The organism is Streptomyces brevispora, from assembly GCF_007829885.1.
GTDB classification, from domain to species: Bacteria; Actinomycetota; Actinomycetes; order Streptomycetales; family Streptomycetaceae; genus Streptomyces; species Streptomyces brevispora.
The window spans coordinates 4,445,852-4,465,906 of the sequence record NZ_VIWW01000001.1; the positions used below are offsets into that span (position 1 = coordinate 4,445,852).

Below are 20,055 nucleotides of genomic sequence, written 5' to 3' on the forward strand. Positions count from 1 at the left end.
CCTGGTCGGCGTACGCGATCTCGGGCCCACCGCCGGCGGCTCAGAGTCGAAGGGCAGCAGCCACCACCCGATCGCTCACAGCGAACACCCCCCGGGGAACATTGAGCGGCTCAGCAGCATTGAGTCTTCATAGCTCAACTTGACTGCCGAAGGGGAGATCATGGCTACTGAGTCCGATGCGGTCACACCGCTCACCCTGCCTGTGCTGCCGCTCGACGACGAGGTCGTGCTGCCCGGAATGGTGGTACCTCTGGACCTGTCCGAAACCGAAGTGCGCGCCGCGGTGGAGTCCGCACAGGCCGCTGTCCGTGAGGGCGGCGGCAAGCCCGAGGTGCTGCTCGTCCCGCGCATCGACGGCACCTACACCGGGACCGGTGTCATCGGCACCGTCGAACAGGTCGGACGGCTCTCCGACGGCGACCCCGGCGCGCTCATCCGCGGCCGCGCCCGGGTGCGGATCGGTGCAGGGACCGGTGGACCGGGCGCCGCGCTCTGGGTGGAGGGGACCAGGGTCGACGCATCGGCCCCCGATCCGCTCCCCGGAGCCGCCGCCGAGCTGGCCAAGGAGTACAAGGCGCTCGCCACCAGCTGGCTGAAACAGCGCGGCGCCTGGCAGGTCGTGGACCGGGTCCAGCAGATCGAGGACATCTCCGCGCTCGCCGACAATTCCGGATACTCACCCTTCCTCACCACCGCGCAGAAGGTGCGGCTGCTGGAGACCGCCGACGCGGTCGACCGGCTGAGGCTCGCCATCCAGTGGCTCCGTGAACACCTCGCCGAGCAGGACGTCGCCGAGTCCATCGCGAAGGACGTCCAGGAGGGCGTCGACAAGCAGCAGCGCGAGTTCCTGCTGCGGCGCCAGCTCGACGCCGTACGCAAGGAGCTCTCCGAACTCAACGGTGACCCCGATTCCGGCGACGAGTCCGACGACTACCGGGCGCGCGTAGAGGCCGCCGATCTTCCCGGCAACGTCCGCGAGGCCGCGCTCAAGGAGGTCGACAAGCTGGAGCGTTCCTCCGACCAGAGCCCGGAGGGCTCCTGGATCAGGACCTGGCTCGACACCGTCCTCGAACTGCCGTGGACCGAACGGACCGAGGACGCCTACGACATCCGTGGTGCCCGGGAGATCCTGGACGCCGAGCACGCGGGCCTCCAGGACGTGAAGGAGCGCATCACCGAGTACCTCGCGGTGCGCAAGCGCCGTGCGGACCGCGGTCTGGGCGTCGTCGGCGGGCGGCGCGGCGGCGCGGTGCTGGCCCTGGTCGGCCCGCCCGGCGTGGGCAAGACCTCGCTCGGCGAATCCGTGGCGCACGCCATGGGCCGCACGTTCGTCCGCGTCGCGCTCGGCGGTGTCCGGGACGAGGCGGAGATCCGCGGCCACCGGCGCACCTACGTCGGCGCGCTTCCCGGACGCATCGTCCGAGCCATCAAGGAGGCCGGTTCGATGAACCCGGTCGTCCTGCTCGACGAGATCGACAAGGTCGGCTCCGACTACCGGGGCGACCCGGCCGCAGCGCTCCTCGAAGTGCTCGACCCGGCCCAGAACCACACCTTCCGCGACCACTACCTGGAGGTCGAACTCGACCTCAGCGACGTCGTCTTCCTGGCCACCGCCAATGTCCTGGAAGCGATCCCGGAGGCCCTGCTCGACCGGATGGAGCTGGTCAGGCTGGACGGCTACACCGAGGACGAGAAGGTCGTCATCGCCCGCGACCACCTGCTCCCGCGCCAGCTGGAGCGGGCGGGCCTGGAGAAGGACGAGGTCACCCTGGGCGAGTCCGCCCTGCGGAAGCTGGCCGGCGAGTACACCCGGGAGGCCGGGGTGCGGAACCTGGAGCGGGCCGTGGCCCGGCTGCTCCGCAAGGTCGCGGCCCAGCACGAACTGGGCGACCGGGAGCTGCCGTTCACGGTGACCGACGAGGACCTGCGCGGTCTCATCGGCCGGCCGCATCACGTCCCGGAGTCCGCCCAGGACCCCGCCGAGCGCCGCACCTCGGTGCCGGGTGTGGCCACCGGACTCGCGGTGACCGGAGCCGGTGGTGACGTGCTCTTCGTGGAGGCGTCGCTCGCCGACCCGGAGACCGGGGCGTCCGGACTGACCCTCACCGGCCAGCTCGGCGACGTCATGAAGGAGTCCGCGCAGATCGCGCTGAGCTTCCTGCGGTCGCACGGTGCGGAACTGGAACTTCCGGTCGCGGACCTGAAGGACCGCGGTGTGCACATCCACTTCCCGGCGGGCGCCGTGCCCAAGGACGGTCCGAGCGCGGGCATCACGATGACCACCGCACTGGCCTCGCTGCTCTCCGGACGGCTGGTCCGTACGGATGTGGCGATGACGGGTGAGGTTTCGCTGACCGGGCGCGTGCTGCCGATCGGTGGACTGAAGCAGAAGCTGCTCGCCGCGCACCGGGCCGGGATCACCACCGTGGTGATCCCGAAGCGGAACGAGGCGGATCTGGACGACGTCCCCGCCGAGGTGCTGGACACCCTGGAGGTGCACCCGGTCACGGACGTCCGCCAGGTGCTGGAGATCGCCCTCGCCCCGGCCTCGGCCCGGGCGGAGCGGAGGATCCCGGCCGCCGCGTAGGTGCCACGGAGTGACGGGCGTGGCACCACGGGCACGGCCGGTACGAACGGTCCGCCTCCCCGGCGACGGGGATGCGGGCCGTTTCGCGTACGCGGTGGCGGTGCGGCCGTTTCGCGTACGCGGAGGGTGGGGTGGCCGATTCGCGTGCACGGTGGCGGTGCGGCTGATCCGCGTACGCGGAGGGTGGTGCGGCCGTTTCGCGTACGCGGAGGGTGGTGCGGGCGGCTCAGGGGCGGTAGATGGTGCCCGGGACCGGCTCGGCGGGCGCCATCAGCTGGGGCACCGTCACGAAGGTGTAGCCGCGCTTCTTCAGCTCGTCGATGATGCCCGGCACCGCGGGCACCGAGCCCTTGTAGATGTCGTGCAGCAGGATGATGCCGTCCTTGCTCGCCTGGTCGAGGATCCGCTTCTTGATCAGCGCGGAGTCGGTCGTCGAGTAGTCCTTGGCGGTGGCGCTCCACAGGATCTGGGACAGCCCCAGGTCCTTGCTGATCCCGGAGACGGTGTCGTCGGTGCGGCCCTGCGGCGGGCGCATCAGCCGCGGCTTCTTGCCGGTGATCGCCTCTATCGCGTCCTGCGTCTTCTCCAGCTCGGCGCGTATCTCGGCGGGCTTCTTGTCCGTCAGTATCTCGTGCGACCAGGTGTGGTTGGCCACCTCGTGCCCCTCGGCCGCGATGCGGCGGACGACGTCGGGGTGCTTCTTCACATGGTTCTTGCCCAGCAGGAAGAAGGTCGCGTGGACCTTCTCCTCCTTGAGGATGTCCAGCAGGTGCGGGGTGTCCTCGGCCGGGCCCGCGTCGAAGGTCAGGGCTATGCACTTGGCCTTGCGGCAGTCCACCGGCCCGAACGGCCCCTTGGAGTCGGAGCCCGCGTCGGCGCGTGCGGAGCCGGGGGCGGTGGTCTCCATCGAGCAGCCGCTCAGCGTCAGGGTGAGGGCTGTCACAAGAGCGACGGCCAACCCCGTACCGATCGACTTCGTCCTACTGGGCATGGCACGTCACTCCCTCGTGGCTGAACGACGCACACGACGTGCGTCCCGGGAGGACTATACGCAGCGTGTATACACCTGGTGCATAGGGGGTGCCGGGGGTCGTCCCCGGGCACTGAATGCCGGGTCAGGGGCGTGAAACGGGAAGAACCCGGCGACGTGATGCGTCACCGGGCTCTTCCGTGGGAAAGTCGTGCCGGGCGACTGCCGGCGGAGCGGCTCAGCCGTTGGCCAGCGCCTGTACGCGGTCGAGGGCGCCGTTGAAGTGGCTGTGGTCGCCGACCGTGGGGCCGGTCGAGGTGTACTGCCACATCGTGTAGTAGCCCCAGCCGGCCGGGAGTGTGCCGACCGTGGTGTTGTAACGGGCCACCCAGAGCGGGTTGGTGGCGCCGAAGCCCGCGTTGTTGCCGGTGCAGGTCTGCCACCAGCTCGTCGCGGTGTAGATGACCGCGTCGCGTCCGGTGCGCGCCTTGTAGGTGTTCACGAAGTCGCGGATCCAGGAGACCATCGCGGCCGGGGTCATGCCGAAGCACTGGTCGCCGTACGGATTCCACTCGATGTCGAGTACGCCCGGCAGTGTCCGGCCGTCCCTGGACCAGCCGCCGCCGTGGTCGACGAAGTAGTTGGCCTGGACGGCACCGCTCGTGGTGTTCGGGGTGGCGAAGTGGTAAGAGCCGCGGATCATCCCGATGTTGTACGAACCGTTGTACTGCTGGGTGAAGTCCTCGTTCATGTAGTAGGTGCCCTCGGTGGCCTTGACGTAGGCCCACCTGACACCGCTGTTCCAGAGGGCCGACCAGTTCACGGCGTTCTGGTGGCCACTGACGTCCACGCCCTCGGTCTGGACGGCGCGGGTGTCCACCGGCAGACCACCCCGGCCGTCGTGGGCGACGACACCCATACCCATGGTGGCGGAACCCCGTTCGGGCTTCGTGGGGTTGCCGGTGGCCGGGTTGCCCGCGGCGCCCGCCGCGCCGGGCAGGGTGATGAGGAGGGAGAGTGCAGCGAGCAGAGTTCCCGCAGCCGCGAAACGCGAGCGGCGGGCAGTCTTGGAGCCGGATCTTTGCACGAGCATGTGCGTGCCTCCGAGGCCTCAGTGGGGGGATCTGCTGATTCAGGGACCGGCGTACGCACCCCTGTTGACACGACATGGTGTGGACATGCCATGCAGGACGCTACGCGCGTAGGCCTGTATTGCGGAAGGGGGTCAGGGCGGTGCCGTTGGTCTACTCCTGCGAAATACTGGCGGAGCTGCGGCGATGACCAGCGCTGAAAGAAACTTTCAGCGGCAGGAAAGCATATGAGGGGTTTTGACGTGCACGGGAGCGGAAGAGGGAGTGAACCCGGCGCAGCCGGTGGGAGTGGTGTGGACCATGAATTCCTGGCCCTGGAGCTGGAACTGGCGGTGTTCCTGCGTCGCGCCCGGGCGAACTCCGGCGAAATGGCGCGCGAGGTGCACCCGGAGCTGGAGGCGGCCGCCTACGGGCTCTTCGTACGCCTGGAGTCGGCGGGCCGGCAGCGGGCCACGGACCTCGCCTCGTACTTCGGGGTCGGCAAGGCCACCATGAGCCGTCAACTGCGCGCCCTGGAGGGCCTCGGACTGGTGGCGCGCGAGCCCGATCCGGCCGATGGGCGGGCCTTCCTCGTCCAACTCACCGACGAGGGCCTCGACCGCTTCCGGCGCGTCCGCGACGCCCGCCGGGACCGGTATGTGCGCAAGCTCGCCGACTGGGACCGGGCCGAGGTGGCCGAACTGGCCCGGCTGCTCCATCACTTGAACGCCCGCGCGGAGGACTGACGGCGATACGCCCCCGGCGGCGCGAACACCCGGCCGCGCCGCGCCTGGGCGTCACGGGCCCGACCGAGTCACGCCTCCACGTCACGGGCCGGCCACGCCTCCGCGCCTCAGCGTCCGGCCACGCCTCCACGTCACGTGCCGGCGACTCCGGCCCACCGCGCGGGCCTCACAGCTCCACGTAGACCGCCGTCGCGTCGTCGTGCGTCTTGCCGCGCCGCAGCCGCGTACGGTCCGTGTCCGCGTCCTCCAGGGTCCGGACCCGGTCGATCAGCCCCTGTGGCCCCTCCTTGCGCAGCACTCCGAGGCAGTCCGCCCAGTCGCCCTCGTCGAACATCTCCGCCCAGCGGCTCGCGCCGTCCGTCATCGCGGCCAGGGCCCGCACCTCGGCGCGGGGCGTGCGCCCCGTCACCGCGCGGTGCGCCACGGACGGATCGGCGGCGGCGGTGAAGAAGCCCCCCTCCTTGTTCCTGAACCGTGCGTCGGCGATCGCGTCGGAGGCCAGCGAGCCCGGCGGCAGCCGGTCGAGCCGGTCGTCCAGCAGGACGCGCACGGTCCCGTCGGGCGATTCGACGAGCAGCACGGAGTCGGAGAGGACCAGGTGTTCGATCTCGGTCTCGTCCCAACGTGCCATGACGACGGTCGCCTGCGGTGTGCGTACGTGAGAAAGGTCACAGAGGGAACGGTGCGTGTCGGCGGTGCGTCGGATGGACTCGGCCAGGATCTCCCGCAGAGTCAGATCTCGCCGTGAACCGGACAGTTCGACCAGGGCGCCGCCCAGCCGGGCGGTGAACCACGGCACCGAGTGCGCACAACCGTCGTCCCCCCGTGGCGGAGTGACCCCGTCGAGCAGCACCAGCCCCCCACCCTGGCCGGAAGCGGGCAGGACGGTGGCGGCCCAGTCCTCGTTCGAGCGTCCGGGAATGCCTGCGGCGGTGGCGAGCTCCATACGCATACGGACCAGTCTGCACGACGCCTTCACGAGGCCTGCACGTACCCGGGCCGACCCGTATCAGCAGGTCAGACGGGCGGCTGGGGCGGAGGTAATCACTCCGCCAAGTGTGCGGGCGGGCATCCTGCCAAAGGCTGCCCGGAAGTTCCAGCCGGACGTCCGGGTGTGCCGTCCGGGCGCCGCGGGGAGACTTGTTCGCCAACTCGCGAGTGTTGTTCACTCGTTCGAGTGGCGGAGCGGTTGATGCGCGCCCCCCTCTCAAAAGCACTGGAATGGTCGGAAGCCGTACCAGGGGTCGGGGCGCTCATTCACGTGGCCGTGCGTCACCTCTGCTTCAAGGGCGGACGAGTCAAGATTGCGAGCACCGGTGCAGAAGAAGCGGCCTCGGAGCAAGGGCGGCAAGAACAGCGGTTCCGAGGTGGCGCCTTCGGCGTCGGCTGAAGGCGGGCGCACTGTGCGCGTACGCCGTCGGCTGGTCGCGGGAGTCGCGGTCGTCGGGATCACCGTCATAGCCGCGGGGGCCCCGGCAGCCCTCAGCGCCTCGTCCGATCTGACCGAGTCGCAGCGGCTGGTCACCCTCGCGGAGCTGAACCAGCAGGCCATCGCGCTCGCGCACTCCCTCGCGGACGAGCGCGACGAGGTCACCGCGTACATCGCCGCCGGCCGGGAGGGAAAGCCCGAGGGTGCGGGCACCACCGGGAGCCGGAGCGCCCGTGTCGACCAGCAGGTGGACGAGATCCGGGACGCGGCCCCCGCCGTCCTGCGCCGCGACCTCTCCACCATCCCCTCGCTGCGGCGCGACGCCGTCAGCGGCAAGGGTTCGGCGCTGGAGGCCCACCAGTCGTACTCCGAGGTCATCGCGAAGCTCCACGGCCTCGCCGACGACCTCGCGGAGAAGACCCCGCCGCGCGCCGCCGAGACGGGCCGCGCCCCGCTCGCGCTCGGTCAGGCCACCGAGCACGCCTCGGCCACCCGCGGGCTGCTGCTCGCGGCGCTCGCCGTCCCCCGCAAGGAGCCGGCCGCCCCGCAGATCGACCCGTTCACCGGGCTGCCCGTCCAGACCCAGGACGAGGGCGACACCAAGGACGACCGCACCCGTGACGAGCTGAGCGCGGCCGCCCAGCAGGCCCGGGTCGGCGAGCTCTCCTCGCTCGCCGACTTCGACCAGGCGGCCGGAGCCGCCGCCCGCGACAAGCTCACGTCCACCGTCACCGGCCCCGACGTCAACAGCGCGGAGAAGTACCTCGCCGAGCTCACGGACCGCCCCGAGCTCTCCGACTCCGACCAGAAGGTCAACAGCAAGAAGGCGGGGGCGGCGCTCTCCGCCCGGATCGACCGGATGCGGAGCGTCGAGTCAGCCCTCGGCACCGCCCAGGTCCAGCGGCTGGAGCAGCTGCGCGACGACGACGTCACGGGGCTCGAACTGCGGATCGCGCTGCTCGGCGGCTGTCTGCTGATCGCCGTCGGCGTCTCCACCGCGGTGGCCCGCACCCTCACCCAGCCGCTCTCCGTGCTGCGGATCGGCGCCGCCCGTCTCGCGGCGGAACCCGCCACCGCCGAACCGGTCCGCTACACCGGCCGCAACGACGAGTTCGCCCAGGTCGTACGGTCCATCAACGCCCTGCACGGCAAGCTGCACGGACTGCTCCACGAGTTCAACGGACGGTTCGAGAACCTGGAGAGCGAGCGCGCCGAGCTGATCGCCGGCCGCGAGGCGCTCACCCTCCAGCGCGCCGAACTCCAGGTCCACACAGCCGATCTGACGACCCAGCTGGAAAAGCTGAAGAACACCGTCCACCACACCTTCGTCAACCTCTCGCTGCGCAACCTCGGCCTCGTCGACCGCCAGCTCGGGGTCATCGAGTCGCTGGAGGAACGCGAGCAGGACCCGGACCGGCTCGCCACCCTCTTCAAGCTCGACCACATGGCCACGGTCATGCGCCGCCACAGCGAGAACATGCTGGTCCTCGCGGGCGCCGAGCACGGGCACGGGCATCCGGGGCCGATTCCGCTGGTCGACGTCCTGCGCGCGGCGGTCAGCGAGATCGAGCGGTACGAGCGGGTCACCATCCAGTCCCTGCCGCCGCACGCCCAGATCGCCGGGTTCGCCGCCGACGACCTCAGTCACCTCGTCGCCGAACTCCTGGAGAACGCGACCTCCTTCTCGCCGCCCGACTCCCATGTCCAGCTCTCCGGCTGGCTGCTGGAGTCCGGCGAGGTGATGCTCTCCGTGCAGGACGAGGGCATCGGCATGTCGTCCGTGCGGATGGGTGAGCTGAACACCCGGCTGGGCAACCCGGCGCTCTTCGAGGCGGGCGAGCAGAACGCGGACGGAGCCGGTCTCGGCCTTCAGGTGACGTCGCTGCTGGCCGCGCGCCACGGCGTGCAGGTCGAGCTGCGCGAGCAGAAGGGCAGCGGGGTGACCGTGGTCGTCGTACTGCCCTTGGCGTTGCTGCCGAAGGCGTTGCCGGCCGCCACCCCGCCGCCGGTCACCGTGTCCGGCGACGCGCCCACGCTGAACCTGCCGGGCTCGGTCGCGGAGGCCAACTCCAACGCGTTGCCGGGCCGCCCCCCGGCGCTGCCCGGTGACCCGCTGATCGCGGCGGCCGAGCAGACGATCGCCGCGTCCGGGGCCGAAGCCGTCAACGCGCCCGTCGTCAACGCGCCCGTCGTCGACGCGCCCGCCGTCCAGAAGCCTGTTGTCGAGCAGCCCGTCGTCGAGGAGCCTGTCCAGGCCGTCCCCGACCACGCACCCCCCGCCGAGCCGGAGCCCTCGCAGCCCGCGCAACCTTCGGACAGTGAGGTGCCCGTGCACCCCGCGCAGCCCTCGGACAGCGAGGTGCCCGCGCACTCCTCGGACTCCGAGGCCGAGATCACCATGCAGGTGCGGCTTCCCCGGGTGCCCGAGTTCGACGACACCCCCGAGTTCACCCACGCCCCCGCCTTCGGGGACGGCCCCGACTCCCCGCTCGTGTCCGGCCCGTACGCCATCGGCCCCGACCGCCACGAGCGCGCCGCCGACGAGGGCCCGCGGGAAGCCCCGGCCCCCGCCCCGGCACCGGAACCCGTCACCACCCCCGCGCCCGTCACCACCCCCGCGCCCGCCACCACCCCCGTGGCCGACACCGTGCCGGGCCCGCGCCGGCCGGAGCCCGAGAGGATCACCGACAAGGGGCTGCCCAAGCGCACCCCCAAGGTCGTCAAGCCCACCGCGGCCCCCGCGGCCGACCGCAAGGGCAGCGTGGACAAGGACGCTCTGCGGCGTCGGCTGGGCGGCTTCCACCAGGGAGCGAAGGACGGCCGCAGGGACGTCGAGGCGGAGATCGCCGAGTCGTCCGCCACGCCGGAGGCGGCCGTACCCGCCGGACGCGCAACACGTACAGGCCACACCGAGGCGGCCGACCGTACCGACGGTCGAACCGATGAGACGGGGGACACAGTCGAGGAGGCACGCAGTTGACTGCGCCCAGCACATTCGGGCTGAGCACCGAGGCCCGGAACCTTCACTGGTTGCTGAGCAATCTGGTGGAGGAGGTGCCAGGGGTTCACTCGGTCACCGTCGTCTCGTCCGACGGGCTGATGCTGCTCTCCTCCGACCCCGGCCACCAGACCGCCCAGGTGAGCAGCCGGCAGGACGGCCCACGGGGCTCCAGCGCCGACCTGGCGACCATCGTCTCCGGTATCGGCAGCCTCACCATCGGCGCCGCGAAGCTGATGGAGGGCGGCGGTGTCAAGCAGACCATGGTCGCGATGGAGGAAGGCAGTGTCTTCGTCATGTCGATCAGCGACGGCTCGCTGCTCGGTGTGCATGCCACCCCCGACTGCGACATGAGCGTCATCGCCTATCACATGGCGCTCTTCGTCGGCCGCGCCGGCCACGTACTCACCCCCGAACTCCGCAGTGAGCTGCGCAAATCGATGGAGAGCGCCCAGTGACCCCCGCCGCCGCCGAACCCGTCCGCAGGCTCCCCGTCCGCGGGGCCGAGAAACGGCCCTCACGGGTCCGCCCGTACTCACTCACCGGGGGTCGCACCCGGTTCGGTCACGTCCTGCTCGTCGAGACGTTCGTGGCCGCACTCGAAGCACCCGAAGAGCGGCGTGAACTGACCAATGGCAATCTGGCCTCGCGCGTCGTGCCCGAGCTCCAGGCCATCGTCGAGATCTGCCGCCGGATGCGTACCGTCGCGGAGATCTCCGCACTGCTGAAGATGCCGCTCGGCGTGGTCCGGGTGCTGCTCAGCGACTTGGCCGACCAGGGAAAGATCCGCGTGTACGGGACCGGGCACGGCACCGGCCAGCCCGACCGCGCACTGCTCGAAAGGGTGCTCAATGGACTCCGTCGTCTCTGAGTCGCCGCTGTTCGCCCCGCGCCGGCCGGGGCCGCAGGACCAGGCCGACGAGGCGCTGCAGGCCTGGCAGCTGGACCACACCAGGGCCCCGATCGCCACGAAGATAGTGGTCGCGGGCGGCTTCGGCGTGGGCAAGACGACCTTCGTGGGTTCGGTCTCCGAGATCACCCCGCTGAAGACCGAAGCGATGATGACCCAGGCCAGCGAGGAGACCGACGACCTCAGCGCGACGCCCGACAAGGTCACCACGACCGTCGCCATGGACTTCGGCCGTCTCACGCTCGACGACGACCTGGTGCTGTACGTCTTCGGCACACCGGGGCAGCAGCGCTTCTGGTTCATGTGGGACGACCTGGTGCGCGGCGCGATCGGCGCGATCGTGCTGGCCGACACCCGCCGGCTCGCCGACTGCTTCCCCGCCCTCGACTACTTCGAGAGCTGCGGACTGCCGTACATCGTGGCCGTCAACCACTTCGAGGGAACCCCCGGGTTCGAGGTCGAGGACGTCAGGGAGGCCCTGACCGTGCCCCCGCACGTGCCTGTCGTGATCATGGACGCGCGTAACAGGATCACCGTCGTCGAGGCGCTGCTGGCTCTGGTGGGCCACGCCCTCGACGCCACCCCGGCATAGCTTGTACGTTCACACACAACGGAGAACCGCGATGCGGAAGATACTCATAGTCGGAGCCGGCCAGTCCGGTCTCCAGCTCGCCCTGGGACTCCAGTCCAGAGGGTACGAAGTCACCCTCATGTCCAACCGCACCGCCGACGAGATCCGTTCGGGCCGGGTCATGTCGACCCAGTGCATGTTCCACACCGCGCTCCAGCACGAGCGGGACTACCAGCTCAACTTCTGGGAGTCCCAGGCCCCGCGCATCGAGGGCCTCGGGGTCTCGGTCGCCGCCCCCGACTCCTCGCGCGCCGTCGACTGGGTCGGCAAGCTGGACGGCTTCGCCCAGTCGGTGGACCAGCGCGTGAAGATGGCCGGCTGGATGGACACCTTCGCCCAGCGCGGCGGACAGCTCGTCATCCACGGCGCCGCCGTCTCCGACCTGGACTTCTTCTCCCGCACCTACGACCTGGTGATGGTTTCGGCGGGCAAGGGCGAGCTGGTCTCCATGTTCGGCCGGGACGCCTCCCGTTCGCCGTTCGACGCCCCGCAGCGCGCCCTGGCCGTCGCGTACGTGCACGGCATGGGCCCGCGCCCCGAGCACCCCGAGTTCGACGCGGTCCGCTGCAACCTGGTCCCGGGTGTCGGTGAGCTCTTCGTGATGCCGACCCTGACCACGTCCGGCCGCGCCGACATCCTGTTCTGGGAGGGCGTCCCGGGCGGACCGCTCGACGTCTTCCAGGGCATCAAGGACCCCTCGGAGCACCTCGCCAAGACGCTGGAGCTCATGGAGCGGTTCACCCCGTGGGAGTACGCCCGCGCCACGAAGGTCGAACTGACCGACGCCAACGGCACCCTGGCGGGCCGTTACGCCCCGACCGTCCGCAAGCCGATCGGCCGGCTGCCCGGCGGCGGCCTGGTGCTCGGAGTCGCGGACGTGGTCGTCGCCAACGACCCGGTCACCGGGCAGGGTTCCAACTCGGCCTCCAAGTGCGCGAACGCCTACCTGGACTCGATCATCGAGCACGGTGACGGCGAGTTCGACGCGGCGTGGATGCAGTCCACCTTCGACCGCTACTGGGACACCGCCCAGCACGTCACGAAGTGGACGAACGCGATGCTCGGCGTTCCGCCGGAGCACGTGTTGAACCTGATCGGCGCCGCCGGCCAGCTCCAGCCGGTCGCCGACCGCTTCGCCAACGGGTTCGACAACCCGGCGGACTTCGAGAACTTCTTCTTCGACCCGGAGAAGACGAACGCGTACCTCGCCTCGGTCACGGGTCCCGCCGCCTGAGCGCTCCGTACTTACTGAACCAACCGGCCGGGCCGGGACCAGTCGCCATCGCGCAGCGGTCCCGGCCCGGCCGAAGCGTGTACGGCAGCCGTCACCCGGCAGGGGACGAAGAGGCGCTGTACCCCTCGTCGGAGCCCTCGGACGCACCCTGGGGGAGCTCCGGCGGCTTGTACGTCGACAGCGGGGCGCTCTCCGGGTCCGGCCGAACAGCGCCCAGCAGCGGGTTCGACGCCAGTGGCGAGATCTTCACCCGGGAGCCCGGCCGGGGCGCCTGCACCACCAGGCCGTTGCCGATGTACAGCGCCACATGCGTGGCCTTCGGGAAGTAGATCACCAGGTCACCGGGGCGCAGGCTCCCCACCGGCACCTTCCGGAGCTGCCGCCACTGTTCCTGCGAGGTCCGCGGGATGGCGCGGCCGGCGTTCGCCCAGGCCTGCGAGGTGAGCCCGGAGCAGTCGAACGAGCCGGGTCCCTCGGCGCCCCACACGTACGGCTTGCCGATCTGCCTGAACGCGTACCGGACCGCCTCGCCGCCCTCCTCGGACGGCGGCCGGTTCGAGGACAGGGCGCCCGAGGCGACCAGAGCGCTCTGGGCCGTGGCCGTGCCCTTCTGTTCGAGGCTGGACACCTGGGTGAGCTGGTCGATGGAGAGCGTGGCGAGCATCGCCTCGACCTCCTTGAGGCGCTTGCGCACGGCGTCGCGTTCCTTCTTCTGCCGTGCGGCCAGCACCTGTTGCTTGTCCAGCACCTCGCGGGATTCCTTCGCCAGCTCCCCGGCACGCTCCTCGGCGCCGGTGAGCCTCTTCACGGCCGCCACCCGCCCGGCGGCCAGCCGCTGGATGACCTGCCCCTGGTCCAGGGCCTGTTCGGGGTTGCGGGACAGCAGCAGCCGCAGGTACGAGGAGAAGTCGGAACGGCCCTGGTACTGCTCGCGGGCCAGCCGCCCGGCGGCGTCGCGGCCGCGGGACAGCGAGAGCCGGGCGGTGACGAGCGCGGCGTCCAGCTTCTTCGCCTGCGCGGTCCGCTTCTTCAGCTCGGCCGCCGTCCCGTTGTAGGCCTCGGTGGCCTCCTCGGCCTGCTGGTACAGCTTCTGAAGACCACTCAGCAGTGCGGGGACCACGCGGCGGGCCGCTTCCGGAGCGGCGGCACCCACGGCGCCCGGGGCGGGGATCGCCGGGACGGCGGAAGGGGAGGGCGAGGGTGAGGGTGAAGGAGAGGGGGCGGCAGCGGCCAGGGCGCCGGTGGGTGAGGTCACGACGACGGCTGCCAGCGTCGCCGTACAGATGGAGCGCAGAACTCTGCCCGGCACGACATCACCTCCGATAGCGGGGTGAATCGTGGGACTACCCCATGAGTGAGCGCGATTCGTCCATACGCTCACTTGCCGTCAGGTGATTCAAGAACCGAAGGGCGTGGCGGCGGCCCGGTCCCCCGGAAGGCGGCTCACCGGCCGCCTTCCGGCCCTGTGGTCAGGCGACCGGGAACGCGTAGAACACCCGGTCGCGCCACACGACTGCGATCTTCCCGAAGGGCAGTACCTCGTACACGGCGGTGACCGTCGCGCCCTTCGGGTCCTGTTCCCCGATGTCCTGGAACTTCCACAGCCGCCGCCCGTCGGCCGCCGCGAACGCGGTGACCTGGTCGGAGCTCGCCGCGAACAGCGTCCCGCCGGTGCCGCTGACGGTGATCGTGGGGGACCGGTCGGTGGCCGTCCCCTCCGTCGACCGCTGCCAGCGCAGCTGCCCGGACTCCCGGTCCACCGCGCCCACTTCCTGGTTGCTGTTGGTGGTGTGCAGCAGCGCACCGGCCTCGACCGCTGTCCCGAAGTGGGAGCCGCGAGTGCCGTTGAGCGTCCACTTCGGCTTCCCGTCGGACGTCCCGAAGGCGCGGAGATCGTCCCCGGCCGCCGCGTACAGCACCCCGTCCGCGTCGCCCATGGCCGCCCCGTCGGGGGTGACGACGCCGAACGTCTCGGTCCACTTCGGCTTTCCGGTCCTCCGGTCGAAGCCGCGGAACATGCCCTTGCCCTTGGCCGCCTTCACGTCCGCCGGGGTGAGTGACAGCCGGCTCTGCCGTACGACGATGTCGTCCGGCCGCACCGCGATCAGCCGGTACACCGGTGCGGCCGGGCCGCGCCCGGTGGGCACGGGGGTCCGCCACAGCTCCTTGCGCTGCTCGATGTCGTACCCGAACAGATACGACTTGACGACCTGCTGGTCCTTGCCGCGCTTCTTGCCCTTCTTCGGCTTGGGGGCCTTCACAGTTACCTTGTTGGAGCCGGTGAACCAGACGGTCGAACCGGACGCGCCGACGAGCTGGGGCACCGTCAGGTACGGGGCGCCGTCGAATCCGTCGGCGTACGCCACCCGGTGGGCGACCCGGCCGTCCTTCGCCGACAGCCACAGGAACTCGGTCGGGCCCGCGATGAAGCAGAACTCCTTGCCGGCCGGCACGGCCGCCTGGCCCTTGGCGGCGTCCGGGCTCTCCCAGACCCGGCGGCCGGTGCGCAGGTCGACGGCGGACGCGTGGGTCTCGCCGGTCAGCACCAGCAGCCGGTCGTTCCAGAGGGCGGCGGTGAGAGGGGGCGGTTCGGATGCCGGGTGCGTATGGATCCAGCGCGGCTGCGGAGGCAGTCCGGCGATGGTGGCCCGGCTGGTGCTCGGGCCGGGCTCGGCGTCGTCCGTGGGCTTCGTGTCGTCGCCGGACCCGAGCGCGAGCACCCCGCCGCCTCCGACGAGGAGCCCGGCGGCCCCGGCCGCGGCCCCGATCACCAGGGTCCGGCGGTCGACCGCGGCGCGCCCGGGAGCGGCCGGAGGAGGCGGAGGGGGCGCGAGGGCGGGAAGGTACGCCGCGGGTACGGGGAGCGGCCGCGGGACCAGAGTCCCGGCGGGGAGGGCGGCGGGGAGGCCGGGCAGCTCACCCGGCATCGAGAGCTGGGCCGTCACCAGATCGGGGCGCGGGGCGCGGTGATCGATGATCCCGAACTGGGCGGTCCGGGTGTCCCGGCCGGGCGCGGGGGCTTCGGACCCGCCGGTGGCGGGGTCGGCCGCGGACACCACGGCGTCCCGCACGTCCGGGACCTCGGGCACGGCGGGCACGTCCGCCCGGACCGGCGCGGCCATCGAGTCCCCGGAGGTGGGCGGTGCGGTCCCCAACGACTGTGCGCGTACGTCCTGTTCGGCCACGGCCACCGACAACGAAGCCGGCAGCCAGCCGCCCTTCGCGAGCCCGGCCGCACCCTCCAGGGCCAGTTCGGCGGCCACCGCACCCGCCGTCGGCCGGTCGGCCGGGTCCTTCGCCAGGCAGCGGGTGACCAGATCGCGCAACGCGTCCGGTACGGCGCCCAGTTCGGGGTCGGCATGGGCGATCCGGTCGGCGGCCTCCACCGCCGGACCGTCCGCCAGCGGGGTGCTGCCGGTCGCCGCGTACGCGAGCAGCAGGCCCAGCACGAAGAGGTCGGAGGCCGGACCGGCCTCCGTGCCCGCGACCTGCTCCGGGGTCAGATAGCCGAGCCGGACGGAGAGCTGACCGCCCGGCCGCGCCTCGGCGTCGGCCGCCGCACCCAGCGGGCCGAAGGCGGTGAGCCGCGGCCCGTTCTCGGCCAGCAGCACCGTCGTGGGGGTGAGGCCCTGAAGCACGGCCCCGGTGGCGTGCACCCGGGAGAGGGTCTCGGCGATGCCCGCGCCCAGTATCCGCACGGCCCGCTCGGGGAGCGGCCCGGCGGTCTCGATCGCCTCGGCGAGGGTCAGGGCCGGTGCGTACTCCGAGGCCGTCCACAGCAGGTCGGCGTCCCCGGACCCGTCCGTCCGGGTGTCGAGCTGCGCCGCCACCCAGCCGCCGGCCAGCCGGTCCGCGGTCCGCGCCTCCGCCTGGAAGCGGCGTCGGAAGACGGGCAGCGCGGCCAGCGCGGGCCGCGCCGCGGTGATCACGACGAGGTCCCGCGAGGCCGCCCCGCGCGCGAGGTACTGCACCGCGACGGCCGTCTCACGCAGGCGCACCAGCGTCGTGTACGGGCCGAAGCGGAGTGGATCGTCCTGACGCAGCGCCTCCATGGCGCACCCCCTTGGTGACCGTCCTCTGACCGTCCTCGGACCAGATCGCCGATCTTAGAGGCTGCCGGGCGGCCTCGGACCGGACGGCCGGTCCCACCCCCGATTCACCCGATATGCGTCATCCCGGCTTCGACCAGGGCCACTTGACGCCGTGGCGTTCGCGGCCGCCGGGGGCGTACTCGTACACCCAGCCGCGCTGGATCCCCAGCCGCTTGGAGTGTCCGGCCGGGACCCGCCGGTACGCGTGCACGGTGGCCGGTCCGCCGTCGGCGTCCGGGACCGGGACCTCGTACCACTTGGGCGGGTGGCCGGTCGCGCCGACGAGTACGGGCAGCACCCGGCCGTCCAGCGGGCCGCCGGTGAAGGGTGTGTTCTCGCTTCTCACCGCCCCAGTCTGACCGATCAGCCCGGGGGCAGCAGATGCGCCGCCACGCCGACCACCGGGATCAGCCGGTCCGCCAGCCGGCCGGCCGGGCCCGCCGCGGTCTCCAGGGGCAGCAGCTCGGACACCGCGGAAGCGGTTGCCGGGTCCGTGGCGGCGGTGACCGCGAGGAGTCCGATGAACTGGTCGACGAGCCAGTCGCGCAGCTCGGAGGCGGCCGGCTGCTTCTCCTCGTCCAGCCAGATCAGCGAGGCCGCCTCGACGGCGGCTATCCAGGTGCGCACCATCATCCGCAGCCGCGGTCCGGGATCGCTGCCCGCGCCCCGGCCCAGGTGCAGGAGTATCTGGTCGGCCGCCGCCCGCCGTACCTCGTCGACGATCGTGCTCGTACGCGACGTCTCGGCGACACTGCCGCCGCGCAGCAGTGCGCTGAAGCCGGCGTCGTGCTGGTCGACGAAGGCGAGATAGCGGTCCAGAACCCGCGTCACCCGTTCCGTGGGCGGGCCCACGGCCGGCTCGGTGAAGCACAGGATCAGTTCCTCGGCGGCGGACCTGAGGGCCGCCTCGTACAACTGCTGCCGCCCGCCCGGGAAGTAGCGGTAGACCAGCGGCCTGGAGACCCCGGCCACCGTCGCGACCTCGTCGAGCGAGACCTCGTCGGGGGCCCGGTGCGCGAAGAGGGTGAGTGCCGCGCCGAGGAGCTGGGTGCGCCGCTCCTCGACGCTGAGCCTTCGGTACGCACGGGTCGGCGGCGCGGCTGCGGCAGGGGTCATACCCGTCAGCGTAAGTCTTGGTGCCGTCAGGCGAGCAGGCCCGAGCTCTTCCACAGCCTGCGTCCCACCCCGTTGAGGACCCCGATGTCGTCGAAGAAGTCGGTCAGCCGCTTGGCGCCCGACTGCATGACCTCCGCCCGGTGGCCGCTCACCCGCACCTGGGCCACGGCCTCGTGGCGGTCCAGCCCGACGTTCTCGTACACCTGCGGATTGACGAAGCAGACGGAGAAGACGCGGGCCGCCTCGCCGCAGCTGACCCGGGTGAGCTCACGTTCCCAGCGCGGTGCGGTCACCATCTGGCGGCGCAGTTCCTCGCGGGCGTACCGGACGTGCCGGGCCTCCTCGACCACATGGATGCGGGTCACGCCGCGCACCAGGGTCTGGACGCGCTCGTCGGGGAAGGTCAGCCGCTGCATCCAGTCGAGGATCTCCTCGCCGAGCAGGGTGGCGGCGAACGAACCGGGCGTGGTGGAGACGGTCTTCAGCACCCGGGCGAGGTTGTGGTACCTGCGTGGGACCGGGTAGGAGGGCGCCCCGCCCCAGGTGATCATCCGGCCGAACATCATCGAGTGCCGGCACTCGTCGGCTATCTCGGTGAGGGCGTAGCGGACGTGGTTGCTGGTCACCGGCTTGTCGTAGATGTGCCGGACCAGCAGCTGCATGAGGATGATCTCGAACCAGATGCCGAGCGAGGCCAGTGAGGCCGCCTCGTGCCGGGCCAGTTCCTGCCGCTGTTCCTGCGACATCCTCCGCCACATCGGGGTGTCGTAGAGGGAGACCAGCTCGGGCGGCCAGAACCACTTGCCGTCCTCGACCGCCGCGTCCCAGTCGAGCTCCTTGTCGGGGTCGAAGGAGTGCTTGGCCGAGGCCTCCAGCAGTCGTTCGGCGATCTGCTCGCGGTCCCGGAGCGGGCCGAGTGCGTCGCGGAGCAACTGCACATCGTGTTCGGTCACTGTCGTCATGGCTGGAGGCACCTCGCACATGGGTTACCGGCGGTCACTTCTTATGAGACCTTCTGTCAGCAAGCCCGTCAATCCCTTGCGCACGACTTGTTGACCCGGCGTCTACCAACGTGTGAACCTGCCAACTGAGCCAAGCGACAGGTGACTTGTCCGAGCATGCGAGGCGAAGGAGCCGTCCGTGTCGACCCACGACCTCTACACCACCGCCCCCGACCAGCCGCTGTGGACGGTGCCCGCCTCGGGTGCCGCCCGCTTCAGCTGGGACTACGACGACGGCCGCGAGCGCCTTCTCGCCCTGTACCAGAAGGGCAAGGACAAGCAGTGGGACGGCAACAAGCGCATCGACTGGAGCCTGGAGGTCGACCCCACCGACCCGCTCGGCACCCCTGACGAGGCCCTCACCCTGTACGGCACCCCGCACTGGGCGAAGATGACCGAGAAGGACCGGGGCGAGCTGCGCAAGCACTACACCTCCTGGCAGTTCAGCCAGTTCCTCCACGGCGAGCAGGGCGCGATGATCTGCGCGGCCCGGATCGTGGAGTCCGTCCCCGATCTCGACGCCAAGTTCTACTCCGCGACCCAGACCATGGACGAGGCCCGGCACGCGGAGATCTACGGCCGGTTCCTGCACGAGAAGATCGGGATGCTGTACCCGGTCAACGACAGCCTCCAGGGCCTGCTCGGCGACACCCTGCGCGACTCCCGCTGGGACATGCCCTACCTCGGCATGCAGGTCCTCATCGAGGGACTGGCCCTGGCCGCCTTCGGCATGATCCGCGACACCACGACCAAGCCGCTGCCCAAGCAGATCCTCGCGTACGTGATGCAGGACGAGGCCCGCCACGTGGCCTTCGGCCGGATGGCGCTGCGCGACTACTACAAGCAGCTGAGCGACGCGGAACTGCGCGAGCGCGAGGAGTTCGTCATCGAGGGCTGCTACCTGATGCGCGACCGGCTCAGCGGGGTGGAGGTGCTGGAGAACTTCGGCATCGCCAAGCAGGAGGCCAAGGATCTCTCCGAGCACTCCGAGTTCCTCCAGCTCTTCCGCAAGCTGCTGTTCAGCCGGATCGTCCCGTGCGTCAAGGACATCGGGCTGTGGGGCGAGCGGCTCCAGAAGGCCTACGTCGACATGGGCGTCCTCGAACTCGGCGACTCCAGCCTGGACCTGCTCATGGCCCAGGACGAGGAGATCGCCGAACAACTGGACCGGGACCGGTTCGAGACCGAGGAGCAGGCGCGGGTGGCGGAGGTCGCGGAGGCGATCGCGGACGGCGGAGCGGACCCGGCGGCCTCCTGAACGGGGCGGGCCGG

16 protein-coding genes are annotated in these 20,055 nt (G+C 71.1%); 8 read left to right on the forward strand and 8 right to left on the reverse strand.

What is annotated here, in order from left to right; genetic code table 11:
- Positions 1-160 precede the first annotated feature (160 nt).
- Positions 161-2,587: an endopeptidase La gene (gene lon, locus FHX80_RS20785; RefSeq protein ID WP_145765574.1), complete on the forward strand. Its 2,427-nt coding sequence runs from the start codon at positions 161-163 to the stop codon at positions 2,585-2,587.
- Between the two features lie 226 nt (positions 2,588-2,813).
- On the opposite strand, the gene FHX80_RS20790 is transcribed toward lon, so the two are convergent.
- Positions 2,814-3,578, reverse strand: coding sequence for a polysaccharide deacetylase family protein (locus FHX80_RS20790; protein ID WP_167523587.1), 765 nt, complete (start codon positions 3,576-3,578; stop codon positions 2,814-2,816).
- Positions 3,579-3,795: 217 nt separating this feature from the next.
- A complete protein-coding gene (locus FHX80_RS20795) occupies positions 3,796-4,650 on the reverse strand; it encodes a lysozyme (protein ID WP_145765575.1) in 855 nt (284 codons plus the stop codon).
- Positions 4,651-4,875: 225 nt separating this feature from the next.
- Between FHX80_RS20795 and FHX80_RS20800 the strand changes: the two genes are divergently transcribed.
- Positions 4,876-5,373: a MarR family winged helix-turn-helix transcriptional regulator gene (locus FHX80_RS20800; RefSeq protein WP_208764694.1), complete on the forward strand. Its 498-nt coding sequence runs from the start codon at positions 4,876-4,878 to the stop codon at positions 5,371-5,373.
- Between the two features lie 166 nt (positions 5,374-5,539).
- Here FHX80_RS20800 and FHX80_RS20805 read toward each other — a convergent pair whose 3' ends face one another.
- Entirely contained in the window at positions 5,540-6,325 is a 786-nt protein-coding gene (locus FHX80_RS20805) for a protein phosphatase 2C domain-containing protein (RefSeq protein ID WP_145765577.1), read from the reverse strand.
- A gap of 364 nt (positions 6,326-6,689) precedes the next feature.
- On the opposite strand from FHX80_RS20805, the gene FHX80_RS20810 reads away from it, so the two are divergent.
- From FHX80_RS20810 to FHX80_RS20830, 5 genes are read left to right on the forward strand one after another with little or no spacing between them, the layout of a single operon-like run.
- Entirely contained in the window at positions 6,690-9,782 is a 3,093-nt protein-coding gene (locus FHX80_RS20810) for a sensor histidine kinase (protein WP_145765578.1), read from the forward strand.
- Entirely contained in the window at positions 9,779-10,258 is a 480-nt protein-coding gene (locus FHX80_RS20815; RefSeq protein WP_145765579.1) for a roadblock/LC7 domain-containing protein, read from the forward strand. Before FHX80_RS20810 ends, FHX80_RS20815 begins: the two co-directional genes overlap by 4 nt.
- Entirely contained in the window at positions 10,255-10,671 is a 417-nt protein-coding gene (locus FHX80_RS20820) for a DUF742 domain-containing protein (RefSeq protein ID WP_145765580.1), read from the forward strand. Before FHX80_RS20815 ends, FHX80_RS20820 begins: the two co-directional genes overlap by 4 nt.
- Positions 10,652-11,302: a GTP-binding protein gene (locus FHX80_RS20825; protein ID WP_145765581.1), complete on the forward strand. Its 651-nt coding sequence runs from the start codon at positions 10,652-10,654 to the stop codon at positions 11,300-11,302. The genes FHX80_RS20820 and FHX80_RS20825 overlap by 20 nt, the downstream gene beginning before the upstream one ends.
- Positions 11,303-11,333: 31 nt before the next feature.
- Positions 11,334-12,575: a styrene monooxygenase/indole monooxygenase family protein gene (locus FHX80_RS20830; RefSeq protein WP_145765582.1), complete on the forward strand. Its 1,242-nt coding sequence runs from the start codon at positions 11,334-11,336 to the stop codon at positions 12,573-12,575.
- Between the two features lie 91 nt (positions 12,576-12,666).
- Here FHX80_RS20830 and FHX80_RS20835 read toward each other — a convergent pair whose 3' ends face one another.
- The 5 genes from FHX80_RS20835 to FHX80_RS20855 all read right to left on the reverse strand — a co-directional run bounded on the left by FHX80_RS20835 (position 12,667) and on the right by FHX80_RS20855 (position 18,744).
- On the reverse strand, positions 12,667-13,884 hold the full coding sequence (locus FHX80_RS20835; RefSeq protein ID WP_145765583.1) for a C40 family peptidase: 1,218 nt from the start codon (positions 13,882-13,884) through the stop codon (positions 12,667-12,669).
- A gap of 160 nt (positions 13,885-14,044) precedes the next feature.
- A complete protein-coding gene (locus FHX80_RS20840; RefSeq protein WP_145765584.1) occupies positions 14,045-16,627 on the reverse strand; it encodes an outer membrane protein assembly factor BamB family protein in 2,583 nt (860 codons plus the stop codon).
- 118 nt (positions 16,628-16,745) lie between these two features.
- Positions 16,746-17,012 (reverse strand): hypothetical protein, encoded by a 267-nt coding sequence (locus FHX80_RS20845; RefSeq protein ID WP_145765585.1) that lies wholly within the window; start codon positions 17,010-17,012, stop codon positions 16,746-16,748.
- A 17-nt stretch (positions 17,013-17,029) separates the two neighbouring features.
- Positions 17,030-17,782 carry a TetR/AcrR family transcriptional regulator gene (locus FHX80_RS20850; RefSeq protein ID WP_145765586.1) on the reverse strand — a complete coding sequence of 251 codons (753 nt, stop codon included), beginning with the start codon at positions 17,780-17,782 and terminating at the stop codon, positions 17,030-17,032.
- 26 nt (positions 17,783-17,808) lie between these two features.
- The gene (locus FHX80_RS20855; RefSeq protein WP_145765587.1) at positions 17,809-18,744 is read right to left on the reverse strand and encodes an AurF N-oxygenase family protein; all 936 of its coding nucleotides are present in this window, start codon (positions 18,742-18,744) and stop codon (positions 17,809-17,811) included.
- 178 nt (positions 18,745-18,922) lie between these two features.
- On the opposite strand from FHX80_RS20855, the gene FHX80_RS20860 reads away from it, so the two are divergent.
- Positions 18,923-20,041, forward strand: a complete 1,119-nt coding sequence (locus FHX80_RS20860; RefSeq protein ID WP_145765588.1) for a ferritin-like domain-containing protein — start codon at positions 18,923-18,925, stop codon at positions 20,039-20,041.
- Positions 20,042-20,055: the final 14 nt, after the last annotated feature.

Coding starts and splice junctions, on each gene's coding strand:
- lon (WP_145765574.1), top strand. CDS start 161: ATGGCTACTGAGTCCGATGCGGTCACACCGCTCACCCTGCCTGTGCTG.
- FHX80_RS20790 (WP_167523587.1), bottom strand. CDS start 3,578: ATGCCCAGTAGGACGAAGTCGATCGGTACGGGGTTGGCCGTCGCTCTT.
- FHX80_RS20795 (WP_145765575.1), bottom strand. CDS start 4,650: ATGCTCGTGCAAAGATCCGGCTCCAAGACTGCCCGCCGCTCGCGTTTC.
- FHX80_RS20800 (WP_208764694.1), top strand. CDS start 4,876: ATGAGGGGTTTTGACGTGCACGGGAGCGGAAGAGGGAGTGAACCCGGC.
- FHX80_RS20805 (WP_145765577.1), bottom strand. CDS start 6,325: ATGCGTATGGAGCTCGCCACCGCCGCAGGCATTCCCGGACGCTCGAAC.
- FHX80_RS20825 (WP_145765581.1), top strand. CDS start 10,652: ATGGACTCCGTCGTCTCTGAGTCGCCGCTGTTCGCCCCGCGCCGGCCG.
- FHX80_RS20830 (WP_145765582.1), top strand. CDS start 11,334: ATGCGGAAGATACTCATAGTCGGAGCCGGCCAGTCCGGTCTCCAGCTC.
- FHX80_RS20840 (WP_145765584.1), bottom strand. CDS start 16,627: ATGGAGGCGCTGCGTCAGGACGATCCACTCCGCTTCGGCCCGTACACG.
- FHX80_RS20850 (WP_145765586.1), bottom strand. CDS start 17,782: ATGACCCCTGCCGCAGCCGCGCCGCCGACCCGTGCGTACCGAAGGCTC.
- FHX80_RS20855 (WP_145765587.1), bottom strand. CDS start 18,744: ATGACGACAGTGACCGAACACGATGTGCAGTTGCTCCGCGACGCACTC.